Genomic DNA, 22,535 nt, shown 5'->3' with positions numbered 1-22,535 from the left:
GGTCGATGCCGTCCGGGGACGTCCTGAGGTGCGCGAGGTGGCTGAACCGACAGCTCCGGCCGGCGGCGTGGTGGTCCGCGTGATGGCCACCGGGGTGTGCCGGAGCGACTGGCACGCGTGGGCCGGACACGACGAGATCACGTTCCCGCACGTGCCGGGTCACGAGCTGGCCGGCGTGGTGGTCGAGGTCGGCGACGGAGTCGCCCGGTGGACGGTCGGCGACCGCGTGACGGTCCCTTTCGTCTGCGGGTGCGGTCGGTGCGCGTGGTGCCTGGGCGGGAACGCACAGGTGTGCCTCGACCAGCAGCAGCCGGGCTTCACGCACTGGGGGTCGTTCGCGGAGTACGTCGCCCTGCACGCCGCCGACACCAACCTGGTCGCCGTCCCCGAGTCGGTCGACTTCACGACCGCCGCCAGCCTGGGGTGCCGGTTCGCGACGGCGTACCGCGCCCTCGTCGGACGCGCCCGTCTCCTCGAGGGCGAGTGGGTGACCGTGGTGGGCGCCGGCGGCGTGGGACTCAGCACGGTGATGATCGCCTGCGCGCTGGGAGGCCGGGTGGTCGCGGTGGACCGGAACCCCGAGGCGCTGGCCGTCGCCGCCGACCTCGGCGCGGAGCACGTCCTGCTCGCCGACAGTTCGAACGTCCCAGCCGCGGTCGCCGCCCTCACCGGAGGCGGCAGCCACGTCGCGGTGGACGCCGTGGGCAGCGAGCAGACCTGCGCCGACGCGATCCTGAGCCTCCGCCGACGCGGTCGGCACGTGCAGGTGGGACTACTGCCGCCGATGGGCGGTCACCCGCGAGTGCCGATGGAGCGCGTGATCGGCTGGGAGCTCGACGTGCTGGGCAGTCACGGGATGGCAGCGGCCGACTACCCGGACATGTTGGCCCTCATCGAGCAGGGCCTGCTCGAGCCGCAGCGGCTGGTCGAGCGCACGATCGGCCTCGACGAGGCGGCGGCGCTCCTGCCCGGGTTCGACCAGGCGACCCTGGCAGGCATGACCATGGTGGACCCGGCTCGCTGAACCGACGGACCTGAGCGCGACTGTCACGGCCCGTATGTGTGACCTGCGTCTCACTACCCGCGCGTAACCCCCCAGACGCTCCCTCGTTGAATTTTCAGACGGGAGGGGACCTCGTGCCAGACACACATCTGACCAGCAAGACCGACAGACTGCGCAGCGCGGTGAGCAGGCTGTCGTCCGGCGCGGCCTTCGTCGCGATCGCTGCCCTCCTCGTTGCGGCCCTCACGTCGTGCGGTGCCTCCGACGAGGACGAGGCGTCGGCCCGCGGCGCCGCCCCGGTCGACCTGAGTGCGTTGGCCGCGTCGACGACCGAGACGAAGCTGCCCCGGGCTCCGAAGGACACCGATCCATCAGAGGCCACCGACGGTGAGGTCGTCCACCCTCTCCGCACGCTTCCTGTGTACGCCGCACCCGACCGCCGCCCCTTCGCGAAGGTCGCGCCGAAGCAGATGATGAACGACACGTGGCTCCCGGTCATCGACCAGCGGGACGGCTGGACGCAGGTGCTGCTCCCGTCGCGTCCGAACGGGTCGACCGGGTGGCTGAGGACCGCGCAGCTCGAGCAGCGCCGATCGCCGTACCTCATCCGGGTGCACGCGGGCTCCCGCCAGCTCGAGCTCCTCCGCGACGGAGCAGAAGTCGGTTCGTGGAGCGTCGCCGTGGGCGCCCCGGAGACCCCGACCCCGGTGGGGCGCACGTTCCTGCTCGCGTCGATCGTCGACGCCGACCAGGGCTACTCGCCGCTGATCCTCCCGTTGGGATCGCACAGCGACACGTTGGACTCCTACGGCGGCGGCCCCGGAACCGTCGCCCTGCACGGTTGGCCGGACACCTCGGTGTTCGGCACCGCCGTCAGCCATGGGTGCGTGCGCGTGCCGGCTGACGCCCTCGAACAGCTCAGCCAGGTGCCGCTCGGCACCCTCGTCATCGTCGATCAGCAATAACCCTCGGAGGAAGACATGAGAACCCCCAACAAGGCCGGCGTCGCTGGCATCGCGCTGGCAACAGCCGCGCTCATGATCGTGACCGCCCCGACCGCCAGCGGCGAGCACCAGTCGGGGTCCTCGGCGTACGGCGCCTCAGTCGGCGGATCTCCGGGTCAGCCGGCGGTCGAGTCCGATGGCTCACAGGAGCAGAAGGGCGGAGGTCAGGTGCCCGCCCAGCTCGGACCGTTGGCGGCCGGGGGCGGGCTGACTCTGAGCGCCGGCAATGACCGCGCCACCGCGACGATCAACGACCTCACACTCGGAGCTGAGGCGGCCGAGCTGCCGCAGCAGCTCAAGGACGGGCTGGCGCAGCTCACGCAGGCGTGCACCGTCGTGGAGCAGGCTGCTCCCGCCGACCAGGCGCTCGCTCCGCTCAACGAGGCCCTCAACCAGGTGCCGGGCGTCGGTACGGTCGTCGACCTGCCGACGATCGAAGCCGCCACCGTGTTCTGCACCAGCCTTCTGGATGCAGACATCCTGTCCCTTGCCAAGATCGGGACCCTGGTGACCGAGTGCAACGACCAGTCGGGCACCGTGACCCTGTCCGGCGTCGAGACCCTCGGGGCGCCGCAGCCGGTGCTCGTCGGGCAGGTCGCCCCGGAGACCCAGCTCCTGCCGGCGCAGCTCGCGCCCGTTGCCAAGATCACCCTGAACCACCAGATCCGTGACGGCGAGAACTTCACCGTCCAGGGCCTGCGGATCGAGGTGGAGGGCAAGGAGGTCGCCGTCCTCGCGTCGACGACCTGCGGCGCGGCGGCGCCGCACGCTCCGGAGGTGAAGAGCGAAACGGCCAAGAAGAAGCCGAAGTCGAAGCCGGCGCCCGTCCCGACCCCGGCGCAGGTCTCGGCTCCGGTGACCGGCTGAGTCTGCACGCTCTCGACGCGCCATGACCGACAATTTGCCCTTCTCCGCCAGAGCAGCCGCGCCTGCCGTACTCTCCGCGCCATGAGCCAAACACCTATGCCCATGTCCGGTGGCCCCGTCGCCGGTCCGTTCTACATCCAAGTCATGGGCCAGGAGCAGGGCCCCATCGACGGCAGCCAGCTCGCCCACATGGCCAGGTCAGGCCAGCTCAAGGGCGACACGCCTGTCCGCAGCGACCAGAGCCAGGCGTACTTCCCGGCCAAGCAGGTGCCCGGCATCTTCTCCGACAAGGACTGGATGACCACCCTCCTGATCTCCTTCTTCCTCGGCGGCCTCGGCATCGACCGCTTCTACCTCGGCTACACCGGCCTGGGCATCGCCAAGCTGGTCACCCTCGGCGGTTGTGGCATCTGGGCCATCATCGACTTCATCCTGATCGCGGTCCGCAAGGTGCCTGACAGCCACGGTCGCCCGCTGCCCTGATCGACATGTTGTCCTCAGCAAAGGCCCCGTCGCTCGCTCCCTTCGAATGGGTTGCGCTCGGCGGGGTCTTTGCCATCGGTACGGCGGCCGCGCTCAATCCCGCCACGATCGCCGACGGGCCGATCATCTGCCCGATCCGCTCGCTCACCGGGTTGCCGTGTCCGGCGTGCGGCCTCACGCGGTCGTGGGTCTTCGCGACGCACACGCAGTGGACTGACGCGGTGACGGCGAATGCGTTCGGCGTGCCGTTGTTGATCGCCGCCGTGGTCGCAGCGATCGTTGCGGTCGTGTGGCGCGTGCGCGACCGGCCGACCCCTCGGCTCGAACCACTCCTCCGCCGCCCGGCTGTGATGGGAGCCTTCGCGCTCTGGGCCGTGTACGGCGCCGTACGCATGGCGCTGGCTGCCTGACGCTCGCGACGCAGGCTCTACTCGCCGGCGCGGCTGCCACGAAACGCTTCCACCAGGGCCGTGCGCACGAGTGCGTCGGCGGGCGGGGGCAACTTCGCCAGGCCGAACCACCCGATGTCGTCATGTTCTTCAGGAGCAGTGTTCGCGGGCGAGCCCGTCCACTCGCGCACCAGCCAAGCGCTGAGCAGCGCTGGTTCGCCTGCAGCACCGGCGGTCAGCCGAAAGAGGTGAGACGCCGAGCCCGTCGCCACCTGTACGCCGAGCTCCTCGTCCAGCTCCCGCACGAGCGCGTCCAGCTCTGACTCACCGGCCTCGATGACGCCACCGGGCAGGTCCCACACGTCCGGGTATGCACGCTTGTCCGGTCTCCGGTGCACCATCAGGACTCGACCCCCGCGCACCAGCGCGCCGACAACGACCCTCTGCATGGGCTGATCTGAGCACGGCCATCCGACAAGTCACCCACCAGCTCAGCGTCAACGAGATCGAGGCTCCCGATCGAGGCGGTTCATCGACCCGCTAGGAGGCGGGATAGGGCACCGAGGACTCCGGGGCGAGCTCGCTCCAGCGACCATCGAGCAACAGCGCTGCGGCCCTATCGAGCGGAAGCGCCCAGCCGCCCTCGTAGGGCTCCAGGATCATCCGGGCGCGTACGCCGCCGTGATCCCGCTCGAGGTAGAGCCAGCCTGCGCGTTCGCCGCGCTCGACGTACAGACTGCGGAAGGTCTCGCCGGCTATCTGCAGCGTGCCGCAGTTCGCGAAGCCGGGCGGGCAGTCCACGGTGTCGGCTGTGACGATCTGCGCCTGCCACTCGACCTGCCCGGTCCGGCGCTTGCCCTGCCTGGCGCGACCCCGCACCGAGGGGAGGTCGGGCAGCAGAAGGTCCGACTCGGTCGCGAAGGTGGTCTCGTCCGTGTAGAGGTGGTCGAGCCCCATGTCCAGCATCGTGTCGTACCAGACCTGGGCCGGCGTCAGCGTCGACGCGGGCACGTCGAGATCAGTCAGGAGCTCGAAGATGACCTTGTCGGGGGGTGCGTCCGCGGCCGGTCCTTCGACGAGGACCAGGACGACGTCACCATCCGGCTGGTCGAAGAGGTAGGCGCTCCTGCCTCCTGGCCACGTGCCCGTCTCCCCCATCCCCTCGCCGACTGGCACCTCGCTGGTGTCGGTGGCGAGCCCCCACTCAAGGACCTCACGACTCACCCCCGCGCGGATGTCCAGGGAGACGGTGTCGCTCCACGGGACCCCGTAGTAGACGAGACTCGTCGCCCCAGAGTCGTACAACGCCCCTGAGAACATGGTCCAGGGAGCCGGCCGCTCCAGCACCTGCCCGACCTGTGCGCGGAAGGTCCTCCCTTCGGGCGCGTCCTCCCCTTCGGGTGCCTCCTCCACTCCGATCTCCGCGTTCGCGTTCGTCGTGGAGGTCGGGTCGTCAGCGATCTCGCTCCCGGCGTCCGGGTCGCCCCCAGACAGATTGCCGATCACTAGAGCCGAGACTGCGGCGGCGGCGAGGAGACCACCGCCCGCCTGCGTCACCCGGCGCCGGCGACGTGCTTCGCGGGCTCGACGGAGATCAGCGATGGGGTCCACAACCGGCATGGCTGCGCGGGCAGCGATGGTGTCGAAGTGACGGCGCAGGTCGTCGTCGTCCAGGCCGAGGGAGCGAAGATCAGTGAATTCCATCAGATTCCTCCAGACGAATCAGTGGTGGCCAGCGCGGACCGCAGGCTGTTCAGCGCTGTCCAGGTCTGGCGTTTGACGGTGCCTTCAGCGATCCCGAGATCTGCCGCGGTCTCGGCGACCGAGAGGCCCCAGTAGTGGCGGAGCAGAACGATCCGCCGCTGGCCCAAGGGCAGTCCCCGGAGGGCGGTCCACAGAGCGTCCACGTCGCCGAGATCCGGGTCATGGGCCGACGGTGGCTCAAGGGCGTCGAGGATCAGCCGTTCGCGGCGCCAGGGCCGTCGACGCTCGCTGAGATGGGCGTTGATCACCGCCCGTCGGGCGTAGGCCTCGACGTTGTCGACGGCGGAGACGCGCGACCAAGCGGCGTACAACTTGGTCAATGCGGTCTGGACGATGTCCTCGGCGCGGTGCGCGTCACCGACGAGCAAGTAGGCGGTGCGGAACAGTCGCGTGCGGTTGGCGGCGACGAAATCGACGAAACTGTCGTCGATGCTGCGTGTCACTGGTCGAGCCCCATTCTTCCTCCAACGTTTGATTCTGCACACATAACCCCGCTCGGACCCGATCGGTTGTCTCGTGGGCGGTGATCATGGCGCCACGGTCGATCTTCGACGCTCACGCGCGGCTCAAGGCGGCTTGCACCACGAGGCGGGCATCGTCCGGGACCCAGACGTCAGCGAAGTTTGTCGCCTGTCGAAGGCTGACTCGTATTGACCCATGCTCGCGCGAGGCGTACATCTGGAGGCAGGCGTTCTTGGGGCGCAGCGCGACGAGGGATGGCGAGGTGAGCGATGAGTGCTGAGCGAGCCGAGGCCGTGCGGGTCGTGGTCAGGGCCCAGTGCTGCGGGGTGTGGCTGGAGTTCGACGACTTCGTGCTGGGGTCGATGGAGTCGCAGGCGTGCGCGCGATGTGCCCGACGTGTCGAGGTCGCGCTCGACGGTTCGGCCCGGTGGGTGAGTCCCTGATCCAGCCGTGATGATGACGCGCATTTTGGCGGCTCCTACCCTGTCGGCGTGAGCCGACTCTTCGATGACCAGGTCCTCAGAGGTGAAGGCTTTCGCCTCGATCGACTGGACCCAGGGGACGCCGATGACGTGACGGCAGGGTTTCGCGACGAAGGTACTCAGCGGTGGTTGTCTCTCCCCACGGCATATACGCCCGAGATGGCCCTCGCATTCATCGAGGAGGAGATCCCCGCGATGCATGCGGCTGGAGCCGGCCTCGTGCGCCGGATCGAGGTCGACGAAAGACTGTGCGGGGTGGTCGGTCTCAAGAGGACCGATTGGCAAGCGCGCGTCACCGAGATCGCCTTCTGGGTTGCCCCGTGGGCTCGGGGTCAAGGGCTTGCGGGAAGGGCGTCACGGCTGCTTGCCGACTGGGCGCTGACTGATCAGGAGATGGCGCGTGTGGTCATCCAATCTGCCACGGGCAACGTGGCCTCGAACAAGGCAGCGTTGGCAGCGGGGTTCACTCACGAAGGTGTCGCCCGGTCTGCGGGGGTCGTCCACTTGGGGCGAGTCGATCTCGCGGTCTACGGGAGGATCACCTCGGACGTGAGCAGCCAGCCGTAGGCCCACGCACGTTGTCGGGGAGCTTCGCGGTCAGCGCGTCAGCCGAGCCAGGCGCCGTCTCGCATCAGAAGCCGCCCAGCCAGCTCATTTGATTCGCGCCACGCCAGGATCCGCGAAGGTCGTAGCCGCATCGCCGCATCTGCCCCACGTGCGGGGGTCCGAACCGTGCTTGGTCTGATAGGCGTCGGCCTCCTCGTCAGTGATGTCCGTGGCTGGCAGGACCCGGGCTTGGCCCTGGACGATGACGACGTCGCGGGTGTGGCCGATCGCCAGGCGCACGTAGGGGATCGTGACGGCGTTCGTAGCCGTGGGGGTCGTCGCCTCGGTTGCGAGCAGCAGTTCCCCATCACGCCACAGGAATGACAACGGCGCCAGCCAGGGCTGCTTGGCATCGGTGGATGCCACCCAGGCGTCGGTGTCGTCGTCCAGGCGGCGCAGAGTGTCTGCGATCCGCTCTTGCCTGCTACGGGGTTCGGCCACGAGCCGAACCTACCGCTGGCCCTGATCGCACGCGGCGATCGATCCCGTCGTACGCCGCATGGCGTGCTCTACGGTCTCCCCATGGCGTTCGACAGCGACAACGCGCGCACTGCGATCCGGATGCCGAGGGGACAAGTGCTGGGCTCCCGGCTGGACAGCTGGCTGACTGCCCGCACGGCACGAAGGCGGGGTGGCGGGGCGTCGTCCGCCGACTTCGATCTCGTGGAGACGAGCGGTGGGACCGTCCGCCTCTTCGACTCGCGAACAGTGGGACCCGTGGTCGTACTCGTGCCGGACGGGCCTAACGTGATCGAGCACTACGACGGCCTGGTGCCGAAGCTGGGCGAGTCGTGCCGGGTGGTCTGCTTCGACATGCCGGGCTTCGGTTTCTCGCGACCGAGCAAGCACTACACGCACTCCCTCGATGACGGTGCGGCGGTGGTGCTCGACGTCCTGGACCACCTGCAGATCCCGCGAGCCACCCTGGCCTTCAGCTGCGCGAACGGCTTCTACGCCCTGCGAGCGGCCACCCTCGCCCCGGACCGGATCGCCGGCCTGGTGCTGTCCCAGACCCCGTCGATCGACTCGATGCATGCGTGGACGGACCGGACGATTCCCAAGCCTCTGCGTGTTCCGGTGCTGGGTCACGGCCTGGGATGGTTCTTGCGGGAGAAGGCCGCCCTGGGGTGGTACGCAGCGGCGCTGCCACGCACGACGGATGCGGCTCCGTTCCGGCACGTCGCGAAGACAGCGCTGCAGCAGGGGGCCTGCTTCTGCCTCGCCGGCGTGGTGCAGGGGTTGACGCGCGAACCGTCAGGGGCGCTGGGAGCAGTCGATCAGCCGTGCACCCTCGTCTGGGGCGGTTCGGACCGGTCCCACAGGCATACCGACCCCACCTCGTTGCGCGAGACCCTGCCTCGAGCCGAGCTCATCGCGTTCGACCACTGCGGCCACTTCCCCGACCTCGAGGACGCGGAACAGTTCGCCGAGCTGGTGAAGGAGAGAGTCGCGGCACACCAGGCGTCGTGACCGCGTCCCGCCCAGGAGCTACAGCGCAGCGACCAGCTCGGTGGCCTGCAGGATCGCGCGCTTCGCGTCCAGCTCCGCGGCGACGTCAGCCCCGCCGATGAGGTGCCCGCCGACGGCGTCGTAGAGGTCGCGCACCGACTCCTGGCCGGCGCAGATCACCACGTGGTCGCACTCGATCAGGCGCTGCTCGCCGTCCACGGTGATGTGCAATCCCGCGTCATCGATCCGGTCGTACGCCGCACCGCTGATCTGCGTCACGCCCGACTGCTTCAGCACGGCACGGTGCGCCCAGCCCGACGTCTTGCCGAGGCCGATGCCGATCGGCGTGGCCTTGCGCTGCACCAGGGTCACCTCGCGCACGGTGGAGCGCGGCTTCCGCTCGGTCAGGCCGCCGGGGTGCAGCGCTGGGTCGCCGACTCCCCAGTGGGCATAGAAGTCCTCGTCGGTGTCGCCGGGGTCGTGGGTGAGGAAGTGGCTCACGTCGACGCCGATGCCACCCGCTCCGACGACCGCGACCCGGCGACCGACCGTGACCTTGCCGCTCAGCACATCGGCGTACGACACGGACTTGGCGTGGTCGATGCCGTCGATCGCCGGCATGCGGGGGACGACACCGGTGGCGATGATCGTGTGGTCGAAGTCGGCCAGGAGCTCGGGCGTCGCGTGGGTGGACAGCTGGACCTCGACGTCGAGCACGTCGAGGCGGCGGGTGTAGTAGCGCAGGGTCTCCGCGAAGTCCTCCTTGCCGGGGATCTGCATCGCCAGGCGGAACTGTCCGCCCAGCGTCGGCGCCTGCTCGAACAGGGTGACCGCGAAGCCGCGCTCGGCGGCGTTGACTGCAGCCGCCAGCCCAGCGGGTCCAGCGCCGACGACGGCCACCGTTGGGACGTCCGACGGACCGGCTGCCGGGGCGGCCACTGCGTCGGACGTCCCGCCCAGCGTCCGACGACCCGGTCGTGAGGTGCGGATCGGGAGCAGGATCAGCTCGGTCTCGCGGCCCGCCCGCGGGTTGACGAGACAGGACGCCTTCTTGTTCACGAAGACATGGTCGAGGCAGGCCTGGTTGCAGGCGATGCAGGTGTTGATCTCGTCGGCCCGGTCGCTGGCGGCCTTGGCGACGAACTCGGCGTCGGCCAGGAGCGGTCGGGCCATCGAGATGAGGTCGGCCCCACCGGAGGCCAGGATGTCCTCGCCCATCTCGGGGGAGCTGATCCGGTTGGACGCGCACACGGGAACGGTGGCGACCTCCTTGAGGCGGGCCGTCGCCGAGCGCCAGGCACCGCGCGGGACCTGGGTGATGATCGTCGGGACCCGGGCCTCGTGCCAGCCGATGCCGGTGTTGAACACGGTCACGCCGGCCTCCTCCAGCTCACCGGCGAGCTCGACGACCTCGTCCCAGGTCTGGCCGCCCTCGACGAGGTCGAGCAGGGAGATGCGGTAGATGATCGGGAAGCCGTCCCCGACCAGCTCGCGTGACCGGCGCACGATCTCGACGGGGAGGCGCATCCGCTTGGCAGCGGTCCCGCCCCACGCGTCGGTGCGGTCGTTGGTCCGCGCGGCGAGGAACTGGTTGATGAGGTAGCCCTCGGAGCCCATGATCTCGACCGCGTCGTAGCCAGCCTTCTTCGCGAGCGCCACCGACTTCGCGAAGTCGGTCGCAGTCCGTTCGACACCGCGGGTCGACAGGGCGCTGGGCTTGAAGGGCGTGATCGGCGACTTCTTCGCCGAGGCGCTGACGCTGAGCGGGTGGTAGCCGTAGCGACCGGCGTGCAGGATCTGCATCGCGATCGCGCCGCCCTCGTCGTGCACCGCCGCGGTGACACGCTGGTGGCGCATCGCCTGGAGCCGGGTGGTCATCTCCGCGGCGAAGGGCTTGAGCCAGCCGCGCTTGTTGGGTGCGTAGCCGCCGGTGATGATCAGGCCGACCTCGCCGCGGGCACGCTCGGCGAAGTACGCCGCCAGCTTGTCCATGTCCCACAGCTTGTCCTCGAGCCCGGTGTGCATCGAGCCCATCACCACACGGTTGCGCAGGGTGAGGTCGCCGATCGTCAGCGGGGCGAGGAGGTGCGGGTAGGTCGTCATGTCGGGTCCTCTTCGTGGGCGGTCAGGTATTCGTCGAGCCAGCCGATCCAGTACTCCTCCAGGCGGATGCCTCCGCGCAGGACGAGCCACTGGTCGAGCGCGGCGCCGGTCAGGTCGGCCGGCTCCGGGTAGTCACGCTGCTCGAGGTCGAGGTAGTGCGCGAGGCGCGTCTGGTGGTCGGCATGAGTCTCGCGCACGCGTCGCAGCAGGGTCGCGCGATCGCCGTACGACGCACCGCGCAGCTTCACCGCGAGGTCACTGCGGAAGGACTCCATCCCGACCGGCTCGGCCAACCAGTCGCTGAGGGCCTTCGCCCCCGCAGCCGACACTGTGTGCACGCGGCGGTCGGGCTTGCCGGTCTGGGGAACGGTCTCGACACTGACCCAGCCGTCGGTCTCCATCCGGCCGAGGACGCGGTAGATCTGCTGGTGGGTCGCGTGCCAGAAGAAGCCGATGGACTTCTCGAAGCGCCGAGCCAGCTCGAGCCCCGAGGCGGGCTGCTCGCGCAGTGCGACGAGAAGAGCGTGATCGAGGGCCATGCGGGGATGATGTCACCCCTATGCAACGAGTTGCAAGGTGTCGCGCCTCACAGCACGCCGGCGCCCGGGATCTCCTCGAAGACCAGCTGGGTCTCGGTGTGCCGCACGACCGGGTGGACGTTGATGTGCTCGAGCACCAGGTCGCGCAGCTGCTGGGTGGACGCGACGGCGACATGGATGAGGTAGTCGTCCTCGCCGCCGACGTGGAGGATCCTGAGCGCGCCGGGCACCGTGGCAAGGATCTTGTGGAAGCTCGCCACGTGGTCGCGGTTGTGGCTGCCGAGCCGCACCTTGACGACGGCCTGGATCGGATAGCCGAGGGCGGCCAGGTCGACGTCGGCGTGGATGCCGCGCACGATGTCTCGTTCGCGCAGGGAGCGCACCCGGGTCAGGCAGGTCGACTCGGCCACGCCGACCCGGGCGGCCAGCGCGGCGTTGGTGAGCCGGCCGTCCGCGGCGAGCTCGCGCAGGATGCGGAGATCCACGGCGTCGAGCGCCGCAGGATCCGTCGCAGGGGCGGGGTTCGGCACGGGAGTCTCCTCAGGTTCTGCGGGGTGATCCGCCTTCTGGGCTGGCTTCTTCGATCATGTTGCCGTTCGCCGCGGATTCTCCCATTGTGGGGCACATGACCCGCTTCGACACCCTTGCCGTCCACGCCGGCCGCGACGATCTCACAGCGCTGGGCGTCCACGCTCTGCCGATCGATCTCTCGACCACCAACCCCCTGCCCTCGATCGGGCTCGGCGGCGACTCCTACGAGTCGATGGCTACGGGCGGTCGTCCGACCGACGGCGGCCTGGTCTACCAGCGCCTGTGGAACCCGACGGTGGCTCGCTTCGAGGAAGGGCTCGCCACCCTCGAGCGGACCGAGTCGGCCGTGGCGTTCTCGACCGGGATGGCGGCCCTGAGTGGGGCCCTGCTCGCGGCCGTCGCCGAGCACGGCTCCGGGCGCCACGTCGTCGCGGTTCGTCCGGTCTACGGCGGCACCGACCACCTCCTCGCCTCGGGGACCCTCGGGGTCGAGACCACCTTCTGTGCCGCCGGTGAGGTGGCGGGCGCCATACGACCCGACACGGTCCTGGTCGTCCTGGAGACGCCAGCCAATCCGACTCTCGAGCTGGTCGACATCAAGGCCGTCACGACGGCCGCCGGCGACGTGCCCGTGCTGGTCGACAACACCTTTGCGACGCCGGTCCTGCAGAACCCGGCCGCGCTGGGTGCGGCTCTGGTCCTGCACAGCGCGACGAAGTATCTCGGCGGCCACGGCGACGCCATGGGCGGCATCGTCGCGTGCGACGAGCGCTGGGCGCAGGCGTTGCGACGGGTGCGCGCTGTCACCGGTGGACTGCTGCACCCGATGGGTGCCTACCTCCTCCACCGCGGCCTGGCCACGCTGCCGCTGCGGATGCGCGCGCAACAGGAAGCCGCCGGCAAGGTCGCCGGTTGGCTCTCCGACCAGTGTGGCGTCGGCGAGGTCTACTTCCCCGGTCTCCCCGAGTGCGACCCCCAGCAGATCGTCGGACGCCAGATGCGGGGCCCCGGCGCGATGGTCGCCTTCTCGATCGAGGGCGGGTACGCCGCAGCCGCGCGCTTCACCGAGGCGGTCACGCTCTTCACGCACGCTGTCTCGCTCGGCGGCGTCGACTCCCTCGTGCAGCACCCGGCCGCGCTGACCCACCGCCCGGTGGCCAACGAGGCCAAGCCGCACGACGACGTGCTGCGGCTCTCGATCGGACTCGAGGACCCCGAGGACCTCTGCGCCGACCTGGCCCGGGCGTTCGCTGCTGCTCGCTGACCGACTCCCTTGGTGCGGCGACTCAGTCCAGCTGCTCGATGATGAGCGTGGATGCCACGGGACGGCTGCCGCCGGCGAACGGCGTGATCGAGAGGGCGGTGCTGTTCTCGGCGGGATTGCGAATCGTGAGCACCGAGTCGACGACCGTGGTCTCGACAAGGGAGTCACCACTGATCGTGGTCGAGCCGGTGTTGTGGCCGACGACGGTGTAGTCCAGCTCCGCGCCGTTGAGGACCACGACGAGCTGGCCCCGCTCCGTGACAGGGACCGAGACGGACACCCGATAGGTGCCGATGTCCGGAAGGACGAACGAACTGGTTCCGGTCCGCACGATCGTGTCGCTGCTTGGGCCGTTCTGCGGGAAGGGCACGTCGGCGCCAGCGGCCACGAGGTTGGCGTTGTCAGGCGGCGTCAGGGCGAAGAACTCGGCGTACTCCGAGACCGCGTCCGCGCCGGGCGCTCCGGGAGGACCCGGCAAGCCCGGCGCCCCGTCTCGGCCAGGTAGCCCGGGTGCTCCGGGGGGACCCACCGTCCCGTCCGCACCTGCAGCGCCCTTGGCGCCCGGAGCCCCGGTGGACCCCACGGCTCCTGGCTGGCCGGCCGCACCCGCAGGTCCGGCGACTCCTCGTCGCCCAGCGACGTTCCACGTGATGGGCCGCGACCCCTCGGGGCAGGAGCGCGTCGCCGTCGTCTTCGTCAGAACCTTGGTCTTCTCGTCCACGCAGGCATGTACCTGTGCCGGACCGGATCGCTCCTGATCGCCGCCTGGGCCGGCTACGCCGTAGGCACCCCCGGCCGTCAGCAACAGGAGCGCGCTGACCAGCGGCGCGTGCGCGCGCAGGGATGGCAGAACCTTCGACACGGGGACCCCTTGAGCTAGGCCGCCCAGAGGATGTACTCACGTGAGCCAACGGCGATGGCACCGTAGCAGCGAGGAGGCGTGGGCCGTGGTGCTTTCGGCAGCGCTCGCCAAGCACGAGGACGTTCGCTGGCACGCCTGACGCAGCCTTCGCGAAGCACGCGACATACTCACGCCCAACACTCGCTCCTGCCACCGTGCAGCCTCCGATCGGACGCTCATGTCCCACCGCACAGCAGTCCGGCTCCTCTCCGCCATCCTCCCTCTCTCCGCCGTGCTCGTCGCGCTGCCTGCCGCCCACGCCGAGCGCGTGGTGTCCAGGGATGCCACCGGTGACGCCAGCAGATTCGTCGAGAGCGACCTGGCGGTGCCCGAGCCCGTCGAGCCGGAGTTCGTCGTGGCGCCGGAGCACGAGGCGATCGACATCACCCGGACCGTGGTCGACCACCGTGCCGCGCGATTGCGTGTGACGGTGGGCTATCGCAACCTGAGTCGCAACTTCCACCACACCCAGTTCGTCCGGGTGCGCACGCCGGACAAGAAGTTCGACATCATGGTCGAGCGGCTCGGGGGGCCGGCCTTCCCTCTCCTCGTGGCTGGGCGGGGAAACCTGGTGGGGTGCGTTGGTATGGACGCGTCCGTCGACCCGTCGACGGATCGCATCGCGCTCACCGTGCCGACGTCCTGCCTCGAAGACCCGCGCTGGGTGAGCGTGGGTGTGGGCGCTTTCGGGATGAACCGCCGCGAGATGGCCGCGGACCCTGAGAACTTCGAGGTGTTCATCGATGACGCCAATGCGCTCGGACCGTTCAAGGACGAGGATCTGCGGATGGGACCGAAGGTCCACCGCGGCTGAGACCTGGGCAGCACCATGACGGGCTAGAAGACCGACCAGCCCGTCATGGTGGTGAACCGGTCGAGTGCGGCGACGCCGGCAACCGAGTTGCCGGAGGCGCCCAGAGCCGGACTCCAGACGCAGATCGTGCACCGACCCGGAATGACGGCCAGGATGCCGCCGCCCACTCCACTCTTCCCAGGAAGCCCGACCCGGTAGGCGAACTCGCCGGCGGCGTCATAGGTGCCGCACGTGAGCATGATCGCGTTGATCCGCTTCGTCTCGCTGGCAGTGAGCATCCGGCTCCCGTCTGCGTGGACGCCGTTGCGCGACAGGAAGCTCGCGCTCAGGGCGATCTCGCGACACGTCATCGACAGGGAGCACTGCCAGAAGTACTCGTCGAGCACGGTCTCCACCGGGCACTCGAGGTTGTCGTAGCTGGCCAGCAGGTGCGCCATCGCGGCGATGCGGTTGCCGTGGGTCCGCTCCGACTGGGCCACGGTCGGGTCGCCATCGATGTCCGGGTTGCCGCTGCCGCTCCGGATGAGCTCGCGCATCGCCGAGGTCGCGCTGCCCGTCTGCGCGTGCAGCTGGTCGGTGACGACCAGGGCGCCCGCGTTGATGAACGGGTTGCGCGGCTTGCCCGCCTCTTGGTCGAGCTGCAGCAGCGAGTTGAACGGGTTGCCCGAAGGTTCGCGCGACACCCGCGTCCAGATGCGCTCGTTGTCCTGAGCCATCACCAGCGCCAGGCTGAACACCTTGGAGATGCTCTGTACGGAGAATGGGACGTCGGAGTCGCCCACCACGTGCACGCTGCCGTCGTTCATCGCCACCGCCATGCCGAACTGACGGGGATCGACTTCGGCGAGGCTCGGGATGTAGTCGGCCACCGATCCTTGGCCCATCGACCCCGTCGCGACATCGTGGACGTCCCTGAGCACCTCGTCCATCATGTGGCTCATTGTCTACGTCGTGACCGCTGGTTCCCGCACGGCGCTCCGCGGCCTGACGCTGGGCCGGCGTACGCGCCTCGACCCCGAGTAGAACCAGCTGCCGGCGGCAAAGCCGGTGTACTTGTCCTCGGCCGCCCATGCTCCGCACGCCTGGAGCGCCGGGCAGGGGCCGCAGATCGCCCGGATGGTGTCGATCGCCTCCCACTGCGCGACCGGGTCGGCGCCCTCGAACTCCTGCTCCAGCCGGGCCCAGTGGTGCAGGTCCCCGCCGCAGGGCACGGCGTCGGCGATGCTGGCCGCGGCATAGGCAGCAGCAGCCGCAGCGCTGTTGTCGACAGCGCAACGGCCCTGAGCGGTCATGCGGCGGGGACCCCGTCGGTGACCTGGTGGGGGACCTCGCCGAGGACGTCGTCGAGGCCCACGGTCTCGATGCCGACGGCCTCGCCGACGGGCGCGTTGGTCAGCAGGCCGGCATGGGTGTTCAGGCCCAGCGCGAGGCTGTGGTCGTCGCGGCAGGCCTGGGCCCAGCCCTTGTTGGCAAGCGCGACGGCGTACGGCATGGTCGCGTTGGTCAACGCGTAGGTCGAGGTGTTCGGGACCGCGCCGGGCATGTTGGCGACGCAGTAGAACGTCGAGTTGTGCACGGTGTACGTCGGGTCCGCGTGGGTCGTGGCGTGGGTGTCCTCGAAGCAGCCGCCCTGGTCGACCGCGATGTCGACGAGCACGGAGCCGGGCTTCATCCGCGAGACGAGGTCGTTGGTCACGAGCTTGGGTGCCGCCGCACCTGGGATCAGCACGGCGCCGATGACCATGTCGGCCTCCATCACCTGCTGCTCGATCGCGAGCTTCGAGGACGCGAGGCCGTGCACCCGGTTGTCGTAGCGCCAGAAGGTCATCCGGAGCTTGTCGAGGTCGGTGTCGAGCAGGGTGACGTCGGCGCCCATGCCGAGGGCGATGTTGGCGGCGTTCTGACCCGAGACCCCGGCCCCGATGATGACGACCTTGGCGCTGTCCACGCCGCCGACACCGCCCATCAGCACGCCGCGGCCGCCGTTGGCCTTCATCAGCGAGTGAGCACCGACCTGGGGCGCCAGGCAGCCGGCCACCTCGGACATCGGGTAGAGCAGCGGCAGTCCGCCGGAGGGCAGCTGGACGGTCTCGTAGGCGATGGCGGTGACCTGTCGCGCGAGCAGCTCCTGCGTCAGCGCCTTGTCAGCGGCGAGGTGGAGGTAGGTGAAGAGCGTCAAGCCCTCGCGCAGCTGGTGATATTCCTCAGCCACCGGCTCCTTCACCTTGAGCAGCAGGTCGGCCGTACCCCAGACGTCGTCGGCGGTGGCGATGACCGTCGCGCCCGCTCCACGGTAGGCCTCGTCGCTGATCGACGACCCGAGGCCGGCCCCGGCCTGGATGAGCACCTCGTGACCGTGCGCGACGAGCTCGTGCACGCCGGCGGGCGTGATGGCCACGCGGTATTCGTGGTTCTTGACTTCCTTCGGGACGCCGACCTTCATTGCTCTCCTCGAACGTTGCAGTAAGGACCCCAAGGATGCATATGTGATAGACATCGCACCACCCCTACAGTTAGATGTTCGAAATTCCCGACGTTTCTTCTCGGAAATTCATTTCGGTATCGAGATTGAGGACCCCCGATGAAGGAAGTTCGTCGCCCCTCCGAGAGCGCGTCCGCAGGCCGACCCCTCGACGACACGGATCTGGCGATCCTTCGACTCCTGGCCCGGGACGGTCGGATGTCCAACAGCGCCCTTGCCGAGGAGGTCGGCATCGCCCCGTCCACGTGCCTCAACCGGATCCGCCACCTCCGTGAGAGCGGAGTGATCCGCGGCTTCAGGGCCGACATCGATCCCGGGGCGGTGGGCCGGCCGCTCCAGGCGGTCGTCTTCGTGCGACTCCACCGGAGCGCGCGCTCGAAGATCCGCACGTTCGCCACCTATCTGGCAGATCTGCCAGGCGTCCTCAACGTCTTCGTCCTGGCCGGGGGCAACGACTTCGGAGTGCACGTCGCGGTGAGGGACAGCAACGACCTGAGGGACTTCGTCGTGGGAAACCTGAGCGAGATGGCAGAGGTCGCCGGCACCGAGACCAACCTGATCTTCCAGCACCTCGTGCCCAGTCGCCGGCGCGACGTCTGAGTCGGTGCTGACCGGGGTGGGTGTGATGATCGGCGCATGAGCTATCAACTCGGGCGGGGGACCGGACCGCTGCGGGGCGTGAAGGTGGTCGAGATCGCCGGCATCGGCCCGGGACCGCACGCCTGCATGATCCTGGCCGACCTCGGCGCCGACGTGATCCGCATCGACCGGCCAGGTGGCCAGCCCTTCGACAGCGGCACCCGCGACGTGCTGACCCGCGGCCGACCGAGTGTGGCGATGGATCTCAAGCAGCCGGCGGCCGTCGCGGTGGTGCTCGACCTCGTCGCCCGTGCCGACGTCCTGGTCGAGGGCATGCGCCCTGGCGCCGCCGAACGCCTGGGTCTGGGCCCAGAGCAGTGCCACGAGCGCAACCCGGCGCTGGTCTACGGCCGGATGACCGGCTGGGGCCAGGACGGCCCGTGGAGCCAGACCGCCGGGCACGACATGAACTACATCGCCATCACCGGCGCCCTGCACGGTCTCGGGCAGGACTCCGCCCGCCCGCACTTCCCGGGCAACCTCCTCGGTGACTTCGGCGGTGGTTCGACCTATCTCGTCATCGGCGTCCTCGCCGCGCTGCTCGAGGCCCGGCTGAGCGGGCAGGGGCAGGTGGTCGACGCGGCGATCGTCGACGGCACCGCCCACCTCAACGCGATCTCGTCCACCTTCGCTGCCCTGGGCCTGGCGTCGGACCGGCGGGCGTCGGGACTCCTCGACGGCGGCGCCCCCTACTACGAGCTCTACGAGACGGCCGACGGCGAACACATGAGCGTCGCGGCGCTGGAGCCGCAGTTCTATGCCGAGCTCGTACGCCGACTGGAGCTCGACCTCCCTGACCGCGACGACCCCGCCAACTTCCCTGCGATCCGCGTCGCGCTCAGCGCACGCTTCAAGGAGAAGACCCAGGCGGAGTGGTCGGCAGTCTTCGAGGGGACCGACGCGTGCGTGGCGGGCGTCGTCTCGCTGACGCAGGCGCCGACCCATCCGCACCTGGCTGCCCGGGGCACGTTCGTCGAGCAGGAGGGCGTCGTCCAGCCGGCTCCTGCGCCCCGATTCAGCCGCACCCCGAGCACCCTCTCGATGGCGCCGGGCGGCCCGGGCGCGCAGACCCGCGAAGCGCTCACCGTCTGGGGCATCGAGGACGTCGACGCCCTGATCCACTCCGGGGCGGCGGTCCAGGCATGACGATGCGTCCCTTCCTCTTCCTCGGCACCCGCGCGGAGGACGAGGTCGCCCAGCAGGAGTACGACGCCGTGCTGGCCGGCACCGGGCTCCGCCCCGACGAGCTGGTCCGCGTCCGGCTCGAGGCAGGCCCGCTCGGCGAGGTCAATCTCGACGACTGGTCCGGGATCATCCTGGGCGGTGGTCCCTTCAACATGTCGGACCCCGACGAGGACAAGGCACCGGTCCAGCACCGGGTCGAGGCCGAGCTCCACGACCTCGCCGAACGCGTGGTCGCGACCGACCACCCGTTCCTCGGCGCCTGCTACGGCATCGGCGTGCTCGGCACCCGCGCCGGTGGTGTCGTCGACCGGACGTACGGCGAACCGGTGGGTGCCCTGCCGGTCCGGCTGACCCCCGCGGGGCTCGACGACCCGCTCTTCGGTCGCCTCCCGGAGGTGTTCAGCGCCTTCCTCGGCCACAAGGAGGCGGTCTCGCGCCTGCCCGAGGGCGGCGTGCTGCTGGCCTCGACCGACACCTGCCCGGTCCATGCCTTCCGGATCGGTCGCAACGTCTACGCGACCCAGTTCCACCCCGAGCTCGACGCCGCTGCCCTCTGCGACCGGCTCGACGCGTACAGCGCTCACGGCTACTACGAGCCGCACGAGCTGGAGTCGTTGAAGGCCGCTGCCCGCGAGGCGATGGTCATCGAGCCCGTCCGCCTGTTGGCGCGCTTCGTCGAGCTGTACGCCCGGACGTAGCACGTGAGTCACGCGAGCCGCGGCCGCACTCGCTGCCGCTCCACCATGGGATGTCGGTAAATGGGCACTTCCCTCGGTCAATTGACCGAGGGAAGTGCCCATTGGGCTGCATACCTTGGTGAACAGTCAGCGCGACCGGCGGCGGCGGGCCGGAGCGCGTCAGCTGACGCCGGTCACCTGAGGGGTGCCAGCGGTCAGCCGCTCACCAGAGGCGGTGTCGAAGACGTGCAGCGCAGCGGGGTCGATCTCCAGGCGGACCTTCTCGCCTTTCTGCAGCTGCCGCCTGCCCTCGAGGCGCACCACCGCTTGGGTGGCGACCTCGGCCAGCGACGGGTCGTCGGGCGTGGCGTAGAGGAAAGCGTCGGCCCCGAGCTCCTCGACGACGGTCACGGTGACGGCGAAGCCGTCGGACTCCGAGGAGCCGATGTGCCACGCGTGGGGACGCACGCCGAGGGTGACCTCGCTGCCGGCACGCGAGGCGACATCACGCTCGAGGGGGACCGCGTGGTCACCGATCCAGGCCTTGCCGTCGCGCACCTTGGCGGGCAGGAGGTTCATCGCCGGCGAGCCGATGAAGCCGGCGACGAAGAGGTTGGCGGGGCGGTCGTAGAGGGCCAGCGGGGTGTCGACCTGTTGGAGGTGGCCGTCCTTCATGACTGCGACCCGGTCGCCCATTGTCATGGCCTCGACCTGGTCGTGGGTGACGTAGACGGTGGTGGTCCCCAGCCGCTGCTGCAGGGCCGCGATCTGGGTGCGGGTCGAGACCCGGAGCTTCGCGTCGAGGTTGGACAGCGGCTCGTCCATCAGGAACACCGCAGGCTGACGCACGATGGCCCGACCCATGGCGACGCGTTGGCGCTGGCCGCCCGAGAGGGCCTTGGGCTTGCGGTCGAGGTATTCCTCGAGGTCGAGCAGCTTGGCAGCCTCGCGGACGCGACGGTCCCGCTCGTCCTTGCCGACCTTGGCCACCTTGAGGGCGAAGCCCATGTTCTCCGCGACGGTCATGTGGGGATAGAGCGCGTAGTTCTGGAAGACCATCGCGATGTCGCGATCCTTCGGCACGTCGTCGGTGACGTCACGGTCGCCGATCATGATCGAGCCCCCCGTGCACTCCTCGAGGCCAGCCAGCATGCGCAGGGACGTGGACTTGCCGCACCCCGAGGGGCCGACCAGCACCATGAACTCGCCGTCCTCGATCTCGAGGTTCAGGTCGGACACAGCGGGGCTCGTGGCCCCGGGGTAGATGCGTTGTGCGTTGACAAATCGAACTGATGCCATGACGGGTCAATCCCTCCAACCGGCAGGAACGTGCCGGACGATCCGTAGTGAGTGGGAGCCACGCACCCTACGGTGGGGCGGACTTTTCGTCCAGTGATCATGAAAGCGCTTCCACAGTGGAGTGTTCAGATGGCGAGCCGGTGCCACAGAACCCTTGACACTTCCTTGTGACCCGTGTCACCTTCTAGGCGTCATCTCCGTGGAAGCGCTCTCACAACTTCTCACGGCTCTCCCTCCAGGCCCGATGTTGGGCCTGACTCAGATCAGGAGCAAGCGACGTGCAGAACACCACCACCGGACCGGTAGGCCGGTCCCGACCCCGGGCCGCGCGCCTGCGCCGCGGAGCGGCCATCGGCGCCGTCGGCGTCCTCTTCATGGGCCTGGCCTCCGCGTGCGGTGGCGACGACTCGGGTAGCGAGGCAGACGGCAAGGTCACCTTGACCGTCGCCACCTTCAACGAGTTCGGCTACGAGGAGCTCATCGAGCAGTACATGGAGGAGAACCCCGACATCAAGGTCGTGCAGAAGAAGACCGGCACGTGGGAGGAGCACCGCGACAACCTCTACACCAAGCTCGCCGCCGGGTCCGGACTCTCTGACATCGAGGCCATCGAGGGTGACGGCATGGCTGCGATCCTCGAGGAGGCCGACGCATTCACCGACCTGACTGATCCCGAGGTCGAGGGTCGCTGGCTGGACTGGAAGACCGAGGGGGGCACGAGCACCGACGGCCAGCTCATCGGCTACGGCACCGACGCCGGACCCGAAGGCATCTGCTACCGCGCCGACCTGTTCGAGCAGGCCGGGCTGCCGACTGATCGTGAAGAGGTCGAGGCCCTCTTCACCGACTGGGACACCTACTTCGCGACGGGCAAGGAGTTCGTCGAGAAGATGCCCGACGTCGCATGGTACGACTCCTCCAAGGGCACCAGCCAGGCGATGATCAACCAGCTCGAGTTCCCCTTCGAGGACGCGGACAACAATGTCGTCGCGCTGGAGAACCCCGAGGTGAAGGCGGTCTTCGACAAGGTCACCGAGATGCAGGCGGCCGGCCTCGCCACCGACCTCGACCAGTGGTCCGACGACTGGGTGGCCGCCTTCCAGAACGACGGCTTCGCGACCATGGCCTGCCCGCCGTGGATGCTCGGTGTCATCGAGGGCAACGCGGACGGCGTCGAGGGTTGGGACCTGGCCAATGCCTTCCCCGGCGGCGGCGGCAACTGGGGCGGTTCGTACCTCACCGTGCCTGCGCAGTCCGAGCACCCGGAGGAGGCCATGGCCCTGGCCAACTGGCTGACGGCGCCCGAGCAGCAGATCAAGGCGTACGAGGCCAAGGGACCGTTCCCGAGCCAGGAAGAGGCGCTGGGTGACCCCCAGCTCACCGACTCCGTCAACGCGTTCTTCAACGACGCCCCCACCGGCGAGATCTACTCCGAGCGCGCAGCGGCCGTCGAGGTCCAGCCTTACAAGGGCCCGAAGTACGGCGACATCATCACCGCCTTCCAGGCCGCCATCCTGCGAGTCGACCAGGGCCAGGAGTCACCGGACGAGGCGTGGGAGTCCTTCGCCGCCGACGTCGAGCGCATCGGCTGA

General features: G+C 69.3%; 26 protein-coding genes. 14 read left to right on the top strand and 12 right to left on the bottom strand.

What is annotated here, in order from left to right; translation table 11 throughout:
• Positions 1-37 precede the first annotated feature (37 nt).
• The 5 genes from VNJ48_RS19310 (at position 38) to VNJ48_RS19290 (ending at position 3,767) form a co-directional block, all read left to right on the top strand.
• Positions 38-1,024 carry an alcohol dehydrogenase catalytic domain-containing protein gene (locus VNJ48_RS19310; protein WP_325605145.1) on the top strand — a complete coding sequence of 329 codons (987 nt, stop codon included), beginning with the start codon at positions 38-40 and terminating at the stop codon, positions 1,022-1,024.
• Between the two features lie 113 nt (positions 1,025-1,137).
• Positions 1,138-1,968 (top strand): L,D-transpeptidase, encoded by an 831-nt coding sequence (locus VNJ48_RS19305; RefSeq protein ID WP_325605143.1) that lies wholly within the window; start codon positions 1,138-1,140, stop codon positions 1,966-1,968.
• 15 nt (positions 1,969-1,983) lie between these two features.
• Positions 1,984-2,874 carry a hypothetical protein gene (locus VNJ48_RS19300; RefSeq protein ID WP_325605141.1) on the top strand — a complete coding sequence of 297 codons (891 nt, stop codon included), beginning with the start codon at positions 1,984-1,986 and terminating at the stop codon, positions 2,872-2,874.
• Between the two features lie 81 nt (positions 2,875-2,955).
• The gene (locus VNJ48_RS19295; protein WP_325605139.1) at positions 2,956-3,357 is read left to right on the top strand and encodes an NINE protein; all 402 of its coding nucleotides are present in this window, start codon (positions 2,956-2,958) and stop codon (positions 3,355-3,357) included.
• A 5-nt stretch (positions 3,358-3,362) separates the two neighbouring features.
• The gene (locus tag VNJ48_RS19290; RefSeq protein ID WP_325605137.1) at positions 3,363-3,767 is read left to right on the top strand and encodes a DUF2752 domain-containing protein; all 405 of its coding nucleotides are present in this window, start codon (positions 3,363-3,365) and stop codon (positions 3,765-3,767) included.
• Positions 3,768-3,784: 17 nt separating this feature from the next.
• Here VNJ48_RS19290 and VNJ48_RS19285 read toward each other — a convergent pair whose 3' ends face one another.
• From VNJ48_RS19285 to VNJ48_RS19275, 3 genes are all read right to left on the bottom strand, one after another.
• Entirely contained in the window at positions 3,785-4,195 is a 411-nt protein-coding gene (locus VNJ48_RS19285; RefSeq protein WP_325605135.1) for an NUDIX domain-containing protein, read from the bottom strand.
• 91 nt (positions 4,196-4,286) lie between these two features.
• Positions 4,287-5,450 (bottom strand): hypothetical protein, encoded by a 1,164-nt coding sequence (locus VNJ48_RS19280; protein ID WP_325605133.1) that lies wholly within the window; start codon positions 5,448-5,450, stop codon positions 4,287-4,289.
• Entirely contained in the window at positions 5,450-5,953 is a 504-nt protein-coding gene (locus VNJ48_RS19275; RefSeq protein WP_325605131.1) for a SigE family RNA polymerase sigma factor, read from the bottom strand. Before VNJ48_RS19275 ends, VNJ48_RS19280 begins: the two co-directional genes overlap by 1 nt.
• Before the next feature lie 288 nt (positions 5,954-6,241).
• On the opposite strand from VNJ48_RS19275, the gene VNJ48_RS19270 reads away from it, so the two are divergent.
• A complete protein-coding gene (locus tag VNJ48_RS19270; RefSeq protein ID WP_325605129.1) occupies positions 6,242-6,415 on the top strand; it encodes a hypothetical protein in 174 nt (57 codons plus the stop codon).
• A 48-nt stretch (positions 6,416-6,463) separates the two neighbouring features.
• Positions 6,464-7,021: a GNAT family protein gene (locus VNJ48_RS19265; RefSeq protein WP_325605128.1), complete on the top strand. Its 558-nt coding sequence runs from the start codon at positions 6,464-6,466 to the stop codon at positions 7,019-7,021.
• A gap of 84 nt (positions 7,022-7,105) precedes the next feature.
• Here the strand turns inward: VNJ48_RS19265 and VNJ48_RS19260 are convergent, their stop codons facing one another.
• The gene (locus VNJ48_RS19260) at positions 7,106-7,501 is read right to left on the bottom strand and encodes a pyridoxamine 5'-phosphate oxidase family protein (RefSeq protein ID WP_325605126.1); all 396 of its coding nucleotides are present in this window, start codon (positions 7,499-7,501) and stop codon (positions 7,106-7,108) included.
• An 81-nt stretch (positions 7,502-7,582) separates the two neighbouring features.
• On the opposite strand from VNJ48_RS19260, the gene VNJ48_RS19255 reads away from it, so the two are divergent.
• Complete coding sequence (locus VNJ48_RS19255) at positions 7,583-8,530, top strand: alpha/beta hydrolase (RefSeq protein ID WP_325605124.1); 948 nt, start codon at positions 7,583-7,585, stop codon at positions 8,528-8,530.
• Between the two features lie 18 nt (positions 8,531-8,548).
• On the opposite strand, the gene VNJ48_RS19250 is transcribed toward VNJ48_RS19255, so the two are convergent.
• The 3 genes from VNJ48_RS19250 to VNJ48_RS19240 are packed head-to-tail and all read right to left on the bottom strand — an operon-like array spanning position 8,549 to position 11,681.
• The gene (locus VNJ48_RS19250; RefSeq protein WP_325605122.1) at positions 8,549-10,612 is read right to left on the bottom strand and encodes an NADPH-dependent 2,4-dienoyl-CoA reductase; all 2,064 of its coding nucleotides are present in this window, start codon (positions 10,610-10,612) and stop codon (positions 8,549-8,551) included.
• The gene (locus tag VNJ48_RS19245; RefSeq protein ID WP_325605120.1) at positions 10,609-11,151 is read right to left on the bottom strand and encodes a PadR family transcriptional regulator; all 543 of its coding nucleotides are present in this window, start codon (positions 11,149-11,151) and stop codon (positions 10,609-10,611) included. The genes VNJ48_RS19250 and VNJ48_RS19245 overlap by 4 nt, the downstream gene beginning before the upstream one ends.
• Before the next feature lie 47 nt (positions 11,152-11,198).
• A complete protein-coding gene (locus VNJ48_RS19240; protein ID WP_325605118.1) occupies positions 11,199-11,681 on the bottom strand; it encodes an Lrp/AsnC family transcriptional regulator in 483 nt (160 codons plus the stop codon).
• A gap of 95 nt (positions 11,682-11,776) precedes the next feature.
• Between VNJ48_RS19240 and VNJ48_RS19235 the strand changes: the two genes are divergently transcribed.
• Positions 11,777-12,946, top strand: coding sequence for a PLP-dependent aspartate aminotransferase family protein (locus VNJ48_RS19235; protein ID WP_325605116.1), 1,170 nt, complete (start codon positions 11,777-11,779; stop codon positions 12,944-12,946).
• A gap of 22 nt (positions 12,947-12,968) precedes the next feature.
• Here the strand turns inward: VNJ48_RS19235 and VNJ48_RS19230 are convergent, their stop codons facing one another.
• A complete protein-coding gene (locus VNJ48_RS19230; protein ID WP_325605114.1) occupies positions 12,969-13,808 on the bottom strand; it encodes a hypothetical protein in 840 nt (279 codons plus the stop codon).
• 217 nt (positions 13,809-14,025) lie between these two features.
• Between VNJ48_RS19230 and VNJ48_RS19225 the strand changes: the two genes are divergently transcribed.
• Positions 14,026-14,661: a hypothetical protein gene (locus tag VNJ48_RS19225; protein ID WP_325605112.1), complete on the top strand. Its 636-nt coding sequence runs from the start codon at positions 14,026-14,028 to the stop codon at positions 14,659-14,661.
• A gap of 23 nt (positions 14,662-14,684) precedes the next feature.
• Here VNJ48_RS19225 and VNJ48_RS19220 read toward each other — a convergent pair whose 3' ends face one another.
• From VNJ48_RS19220 to ald, 3 genes are read right to left on the bottom strand one after another with little or no spacing between them, the layout of a single operon-like run.
• A complete protein-coding gene (locus tag VNJ48_RS19220) occupies positions 14,685-15,593 on the bottom strand; it encodes a glutaminase (protein WP_325605110.1) in 909 nt (302 codons plus the stop codon).
• A gap of 12 nt (positions 15,594-15,605) precedes the next feature.
• Complete coding sequence (locus tag VNJ48_RS19215) at positions 15,606-15,953, bottom strand: hypothetical protein (protein ID WP_325605108.1); 348 nt, start codon at positions 15,951-15,953, stop codon at positions 15,606-15,608.
• On the bottom strand, positions 15,950-17,104 hold the full coding sequence (ald, locus tag VNJ48_RS19210; RefSeq protein WP_325605106.1) for an alanine dehydrogenase: 1,155 nt from the start codon (positions 17,102-17,104) through the stop codon (positions 15,950-15,952). Before ald ends, VNJ48_RS19215 begins: the two co-directional genes overlap by 4 nt.
• 138 nt (positions 17,105-17,242) lie before the next feature.
• On the opposite strand from ald, the gene VNJ48_RS19205 reads away from it, so the two are divergent.
• Genes VNJ48_RS19205 through VNJ48_RS19195 form a run of 3 tightly spaced genes read left to right on the top strand, consistent with a single transcriptional unit; the run spans position 17,243 to position 19,665 of the window.
• The gene (locus VNJ48_RS19205; protein WP_325605104.1) at positions 17,243-17,743 is read left to right on the top strand and encodes an Lrp/AsnC family transcriptional regulator; all 501 of its coding nucleotides are present in this window, start codon (positions 17,243-17,245) and stop codon (positions 17,741-17,743) included.
• Positions 17,744-17,779: 36 nt separating this feature from the next.
• Positions 17,780-18,928, top strand: a complete 1,149-nt coding sequence (locus VNJ48_RS19200) for a CaiB/BaiF CoA-transferase family protein (protein WP_325605102.1) — start codon at positions 17,780-17,782, stop codon at positions 18,926-18,928.
• A complete protein-coding gene (locus VNJ48_RS19195) occupies positions 18,925-19,665 on the top strand; it encodes a glutamine amidotransferase (protein ID WP_325605100.1) in 741 nt (246 codons plus the stop codon). The genes VNJ48_RS19200 and VNJ48_RS19195 overlap by 4 nt, the downstream gene beginning before the upstream one ends.
• 159 nt (positions 19,666-19,824) lie before the next feature.
• On the opposite strand, the gene VNJ48_RS19190 is transcribed toward VNJ48_RS19195, so the two are convergent.
• Entirely contained in the window at positions 19,825-20,943 is a 1,119-nt protein-coding gene (locus VNJ48_RS19190; RefSeq protein ID WP_325605098.1) for a sn-glycerol-3-phosphate ABC transporter ATP-binding protein UgpC, read from the bottom strand.
• Between the two features lie 278 nt (positions 20,944-21,221).
• Here VNJ48_RS19190 and VNJ48_RS19185 point away from each other — a divergent pair, with 278 nt between their 5' ends.
• Complete coding sequence (locus VNJ48_RS19185; RefSeq protein ID WP_325605096.1) at positions 21,222-22,535, top strand: ABC transporter substrate-binding protein; 1,314 nt, start codon at positions 21,222-21,224, stop codon at positions 22,533-22,535.

Source organism: Nocardioides sp., from assembly GCF_035576065.1.
GTDB lineage: Bacteria > Actinomycetota > Actinomycetes > Propionibacteriales > Nocardioidaceae > Nocardioides.
This window is presented reverse-complemented; position numbering and strand designations above follow the sequence as displayed.

Bases quoted from the DNA above. Each gene is read 5' to 3' on its own strand.
- VNJ48_RS19190 (WP_325605098.1), bottom strand. From the start codon at position 20,943: ATGGCATCAGTTCGATTTGTCAACGCACAACGCATCTACCCCGGGGCC.
- VNJ48_RS19205 (WP_325605104.1), top strand. From the start codon at position 17,243: ATGAAGGAAGTTCGTCGCCCCTCCGAGAGCGCGTCCGCAGGCCGACCC.
- VNJ48_RS19235 (WP_325605116.1), top strand. From the start codon at position 11,777: ATGACCCGCTTCGACACCCTTGCCGTCCACGCCGGCCGCGACGATCTC.
- VNJ48_RS19290 (WP_325605137.1), top strand. From the start codon at position 3,363: ATGTTGTCCTCAGCAAAGGCCCCGTCGCTCGCTCCCTTCGAATGGGTT.
- VNJ48_RS19295 (WP_325605139.1), top strand. From the start codon at position 2,956: ATGAGCCAAACACCTATGCCCATGTCCGGTGGCCCCGTCGCCGGTCCG.
- VNJ48_RS19270 (WP_325605129.1), top strand. From the start codon at position 6,242: ATGAGTGCTGAGCGAGCCGAGGCCGTGCGGGTCGTGGTCAGGGCCCAG.
- VNJ48_RS19220 (WP_325605110.1), bottom strand. From the start codon at position 15,593: ATGATGGACGAGGTGCTCAGGGACGTCCACGATGTCGCGACGGGGTCG.
- VNJ48_RS19250 (WP_325605122.1), bottom strand. From the start codon at position 10,612: ATGACGACCTACCCGCACCTCCTCGCCCCGCTGACGATCGGCGACCTC.
- VNJ48_RS19300 (WP_325605141.1), top strand. From the start codon at position 1,984: ATGAGAACCCCCAACAAGGCCGGCGTCGCTGGCATCGCGCTGGCAACA.
- VNJ48_RS19200 (WP_325605102.1), top strand. From the start codon at position 17,780: ATGAGCTATCAACTCGGGCGGGGGACCGGACCGCTGCGGGGCGTGAAG.
- VNJ48_RS19195 (WP_325605100.1), top strand. From the start codon at position 18,925: ATGACGATGCGTCCCTTCCTCTTCCTCGGCACCCGCGCGGAGGACGAG.
- VNJ48_RS19245 (WP_325605120.1), bottom strand. From the start codon at position 11,151: ATGGCCCTCGATCACGCTCTTCTCGTCGCACTGCGCGAGCAGCCCGCC.
- ald (WP_325605106.1), bottom strand. From the start codon at position 17,104: ATGAAGGTCGGCGTCCCGAAGGAAGTCAAGAACCACGAATACCGCGTG.
- VNJ48_RS19215 (WP_325605108.1), bottom strand. From the start codon at position 15,953: ATGACCGCTCAGGGCCGTTGCGCTGTCGACAACAGCGCTGCGGCTGCT.
- VNJ48_RS19255 (WP_325605124.1), top strand. From the start codon at position 7,583: ATGGCGTTCGACAGCGACAACGCGCGCACTGCGATCCGGATGCCGAGG.
- VNJ48_RS19280 (WP_325605133.1), bottom strand. From the start codon at position 5,450: ATGGAATTCACTGATCTTCGCTCCCTCGGCCTGGACGACGACGACCTG.
- VNJ48_RS19285 (WP_325605135.1), bottom strand. From the start codon at position 4,195: ATGCAGAGGGTCGTTGTCGGCGCGCTGGTGCGCGGGGGTCGAGTCCTG.
- VNJ48_RS19225 (WP_325605112.1), top strand. From the start codon at position 14,026: ATGTCCCACCGCACAGCAGTCCGGCTCCTCTCCGCCATCCTCCCTCTC.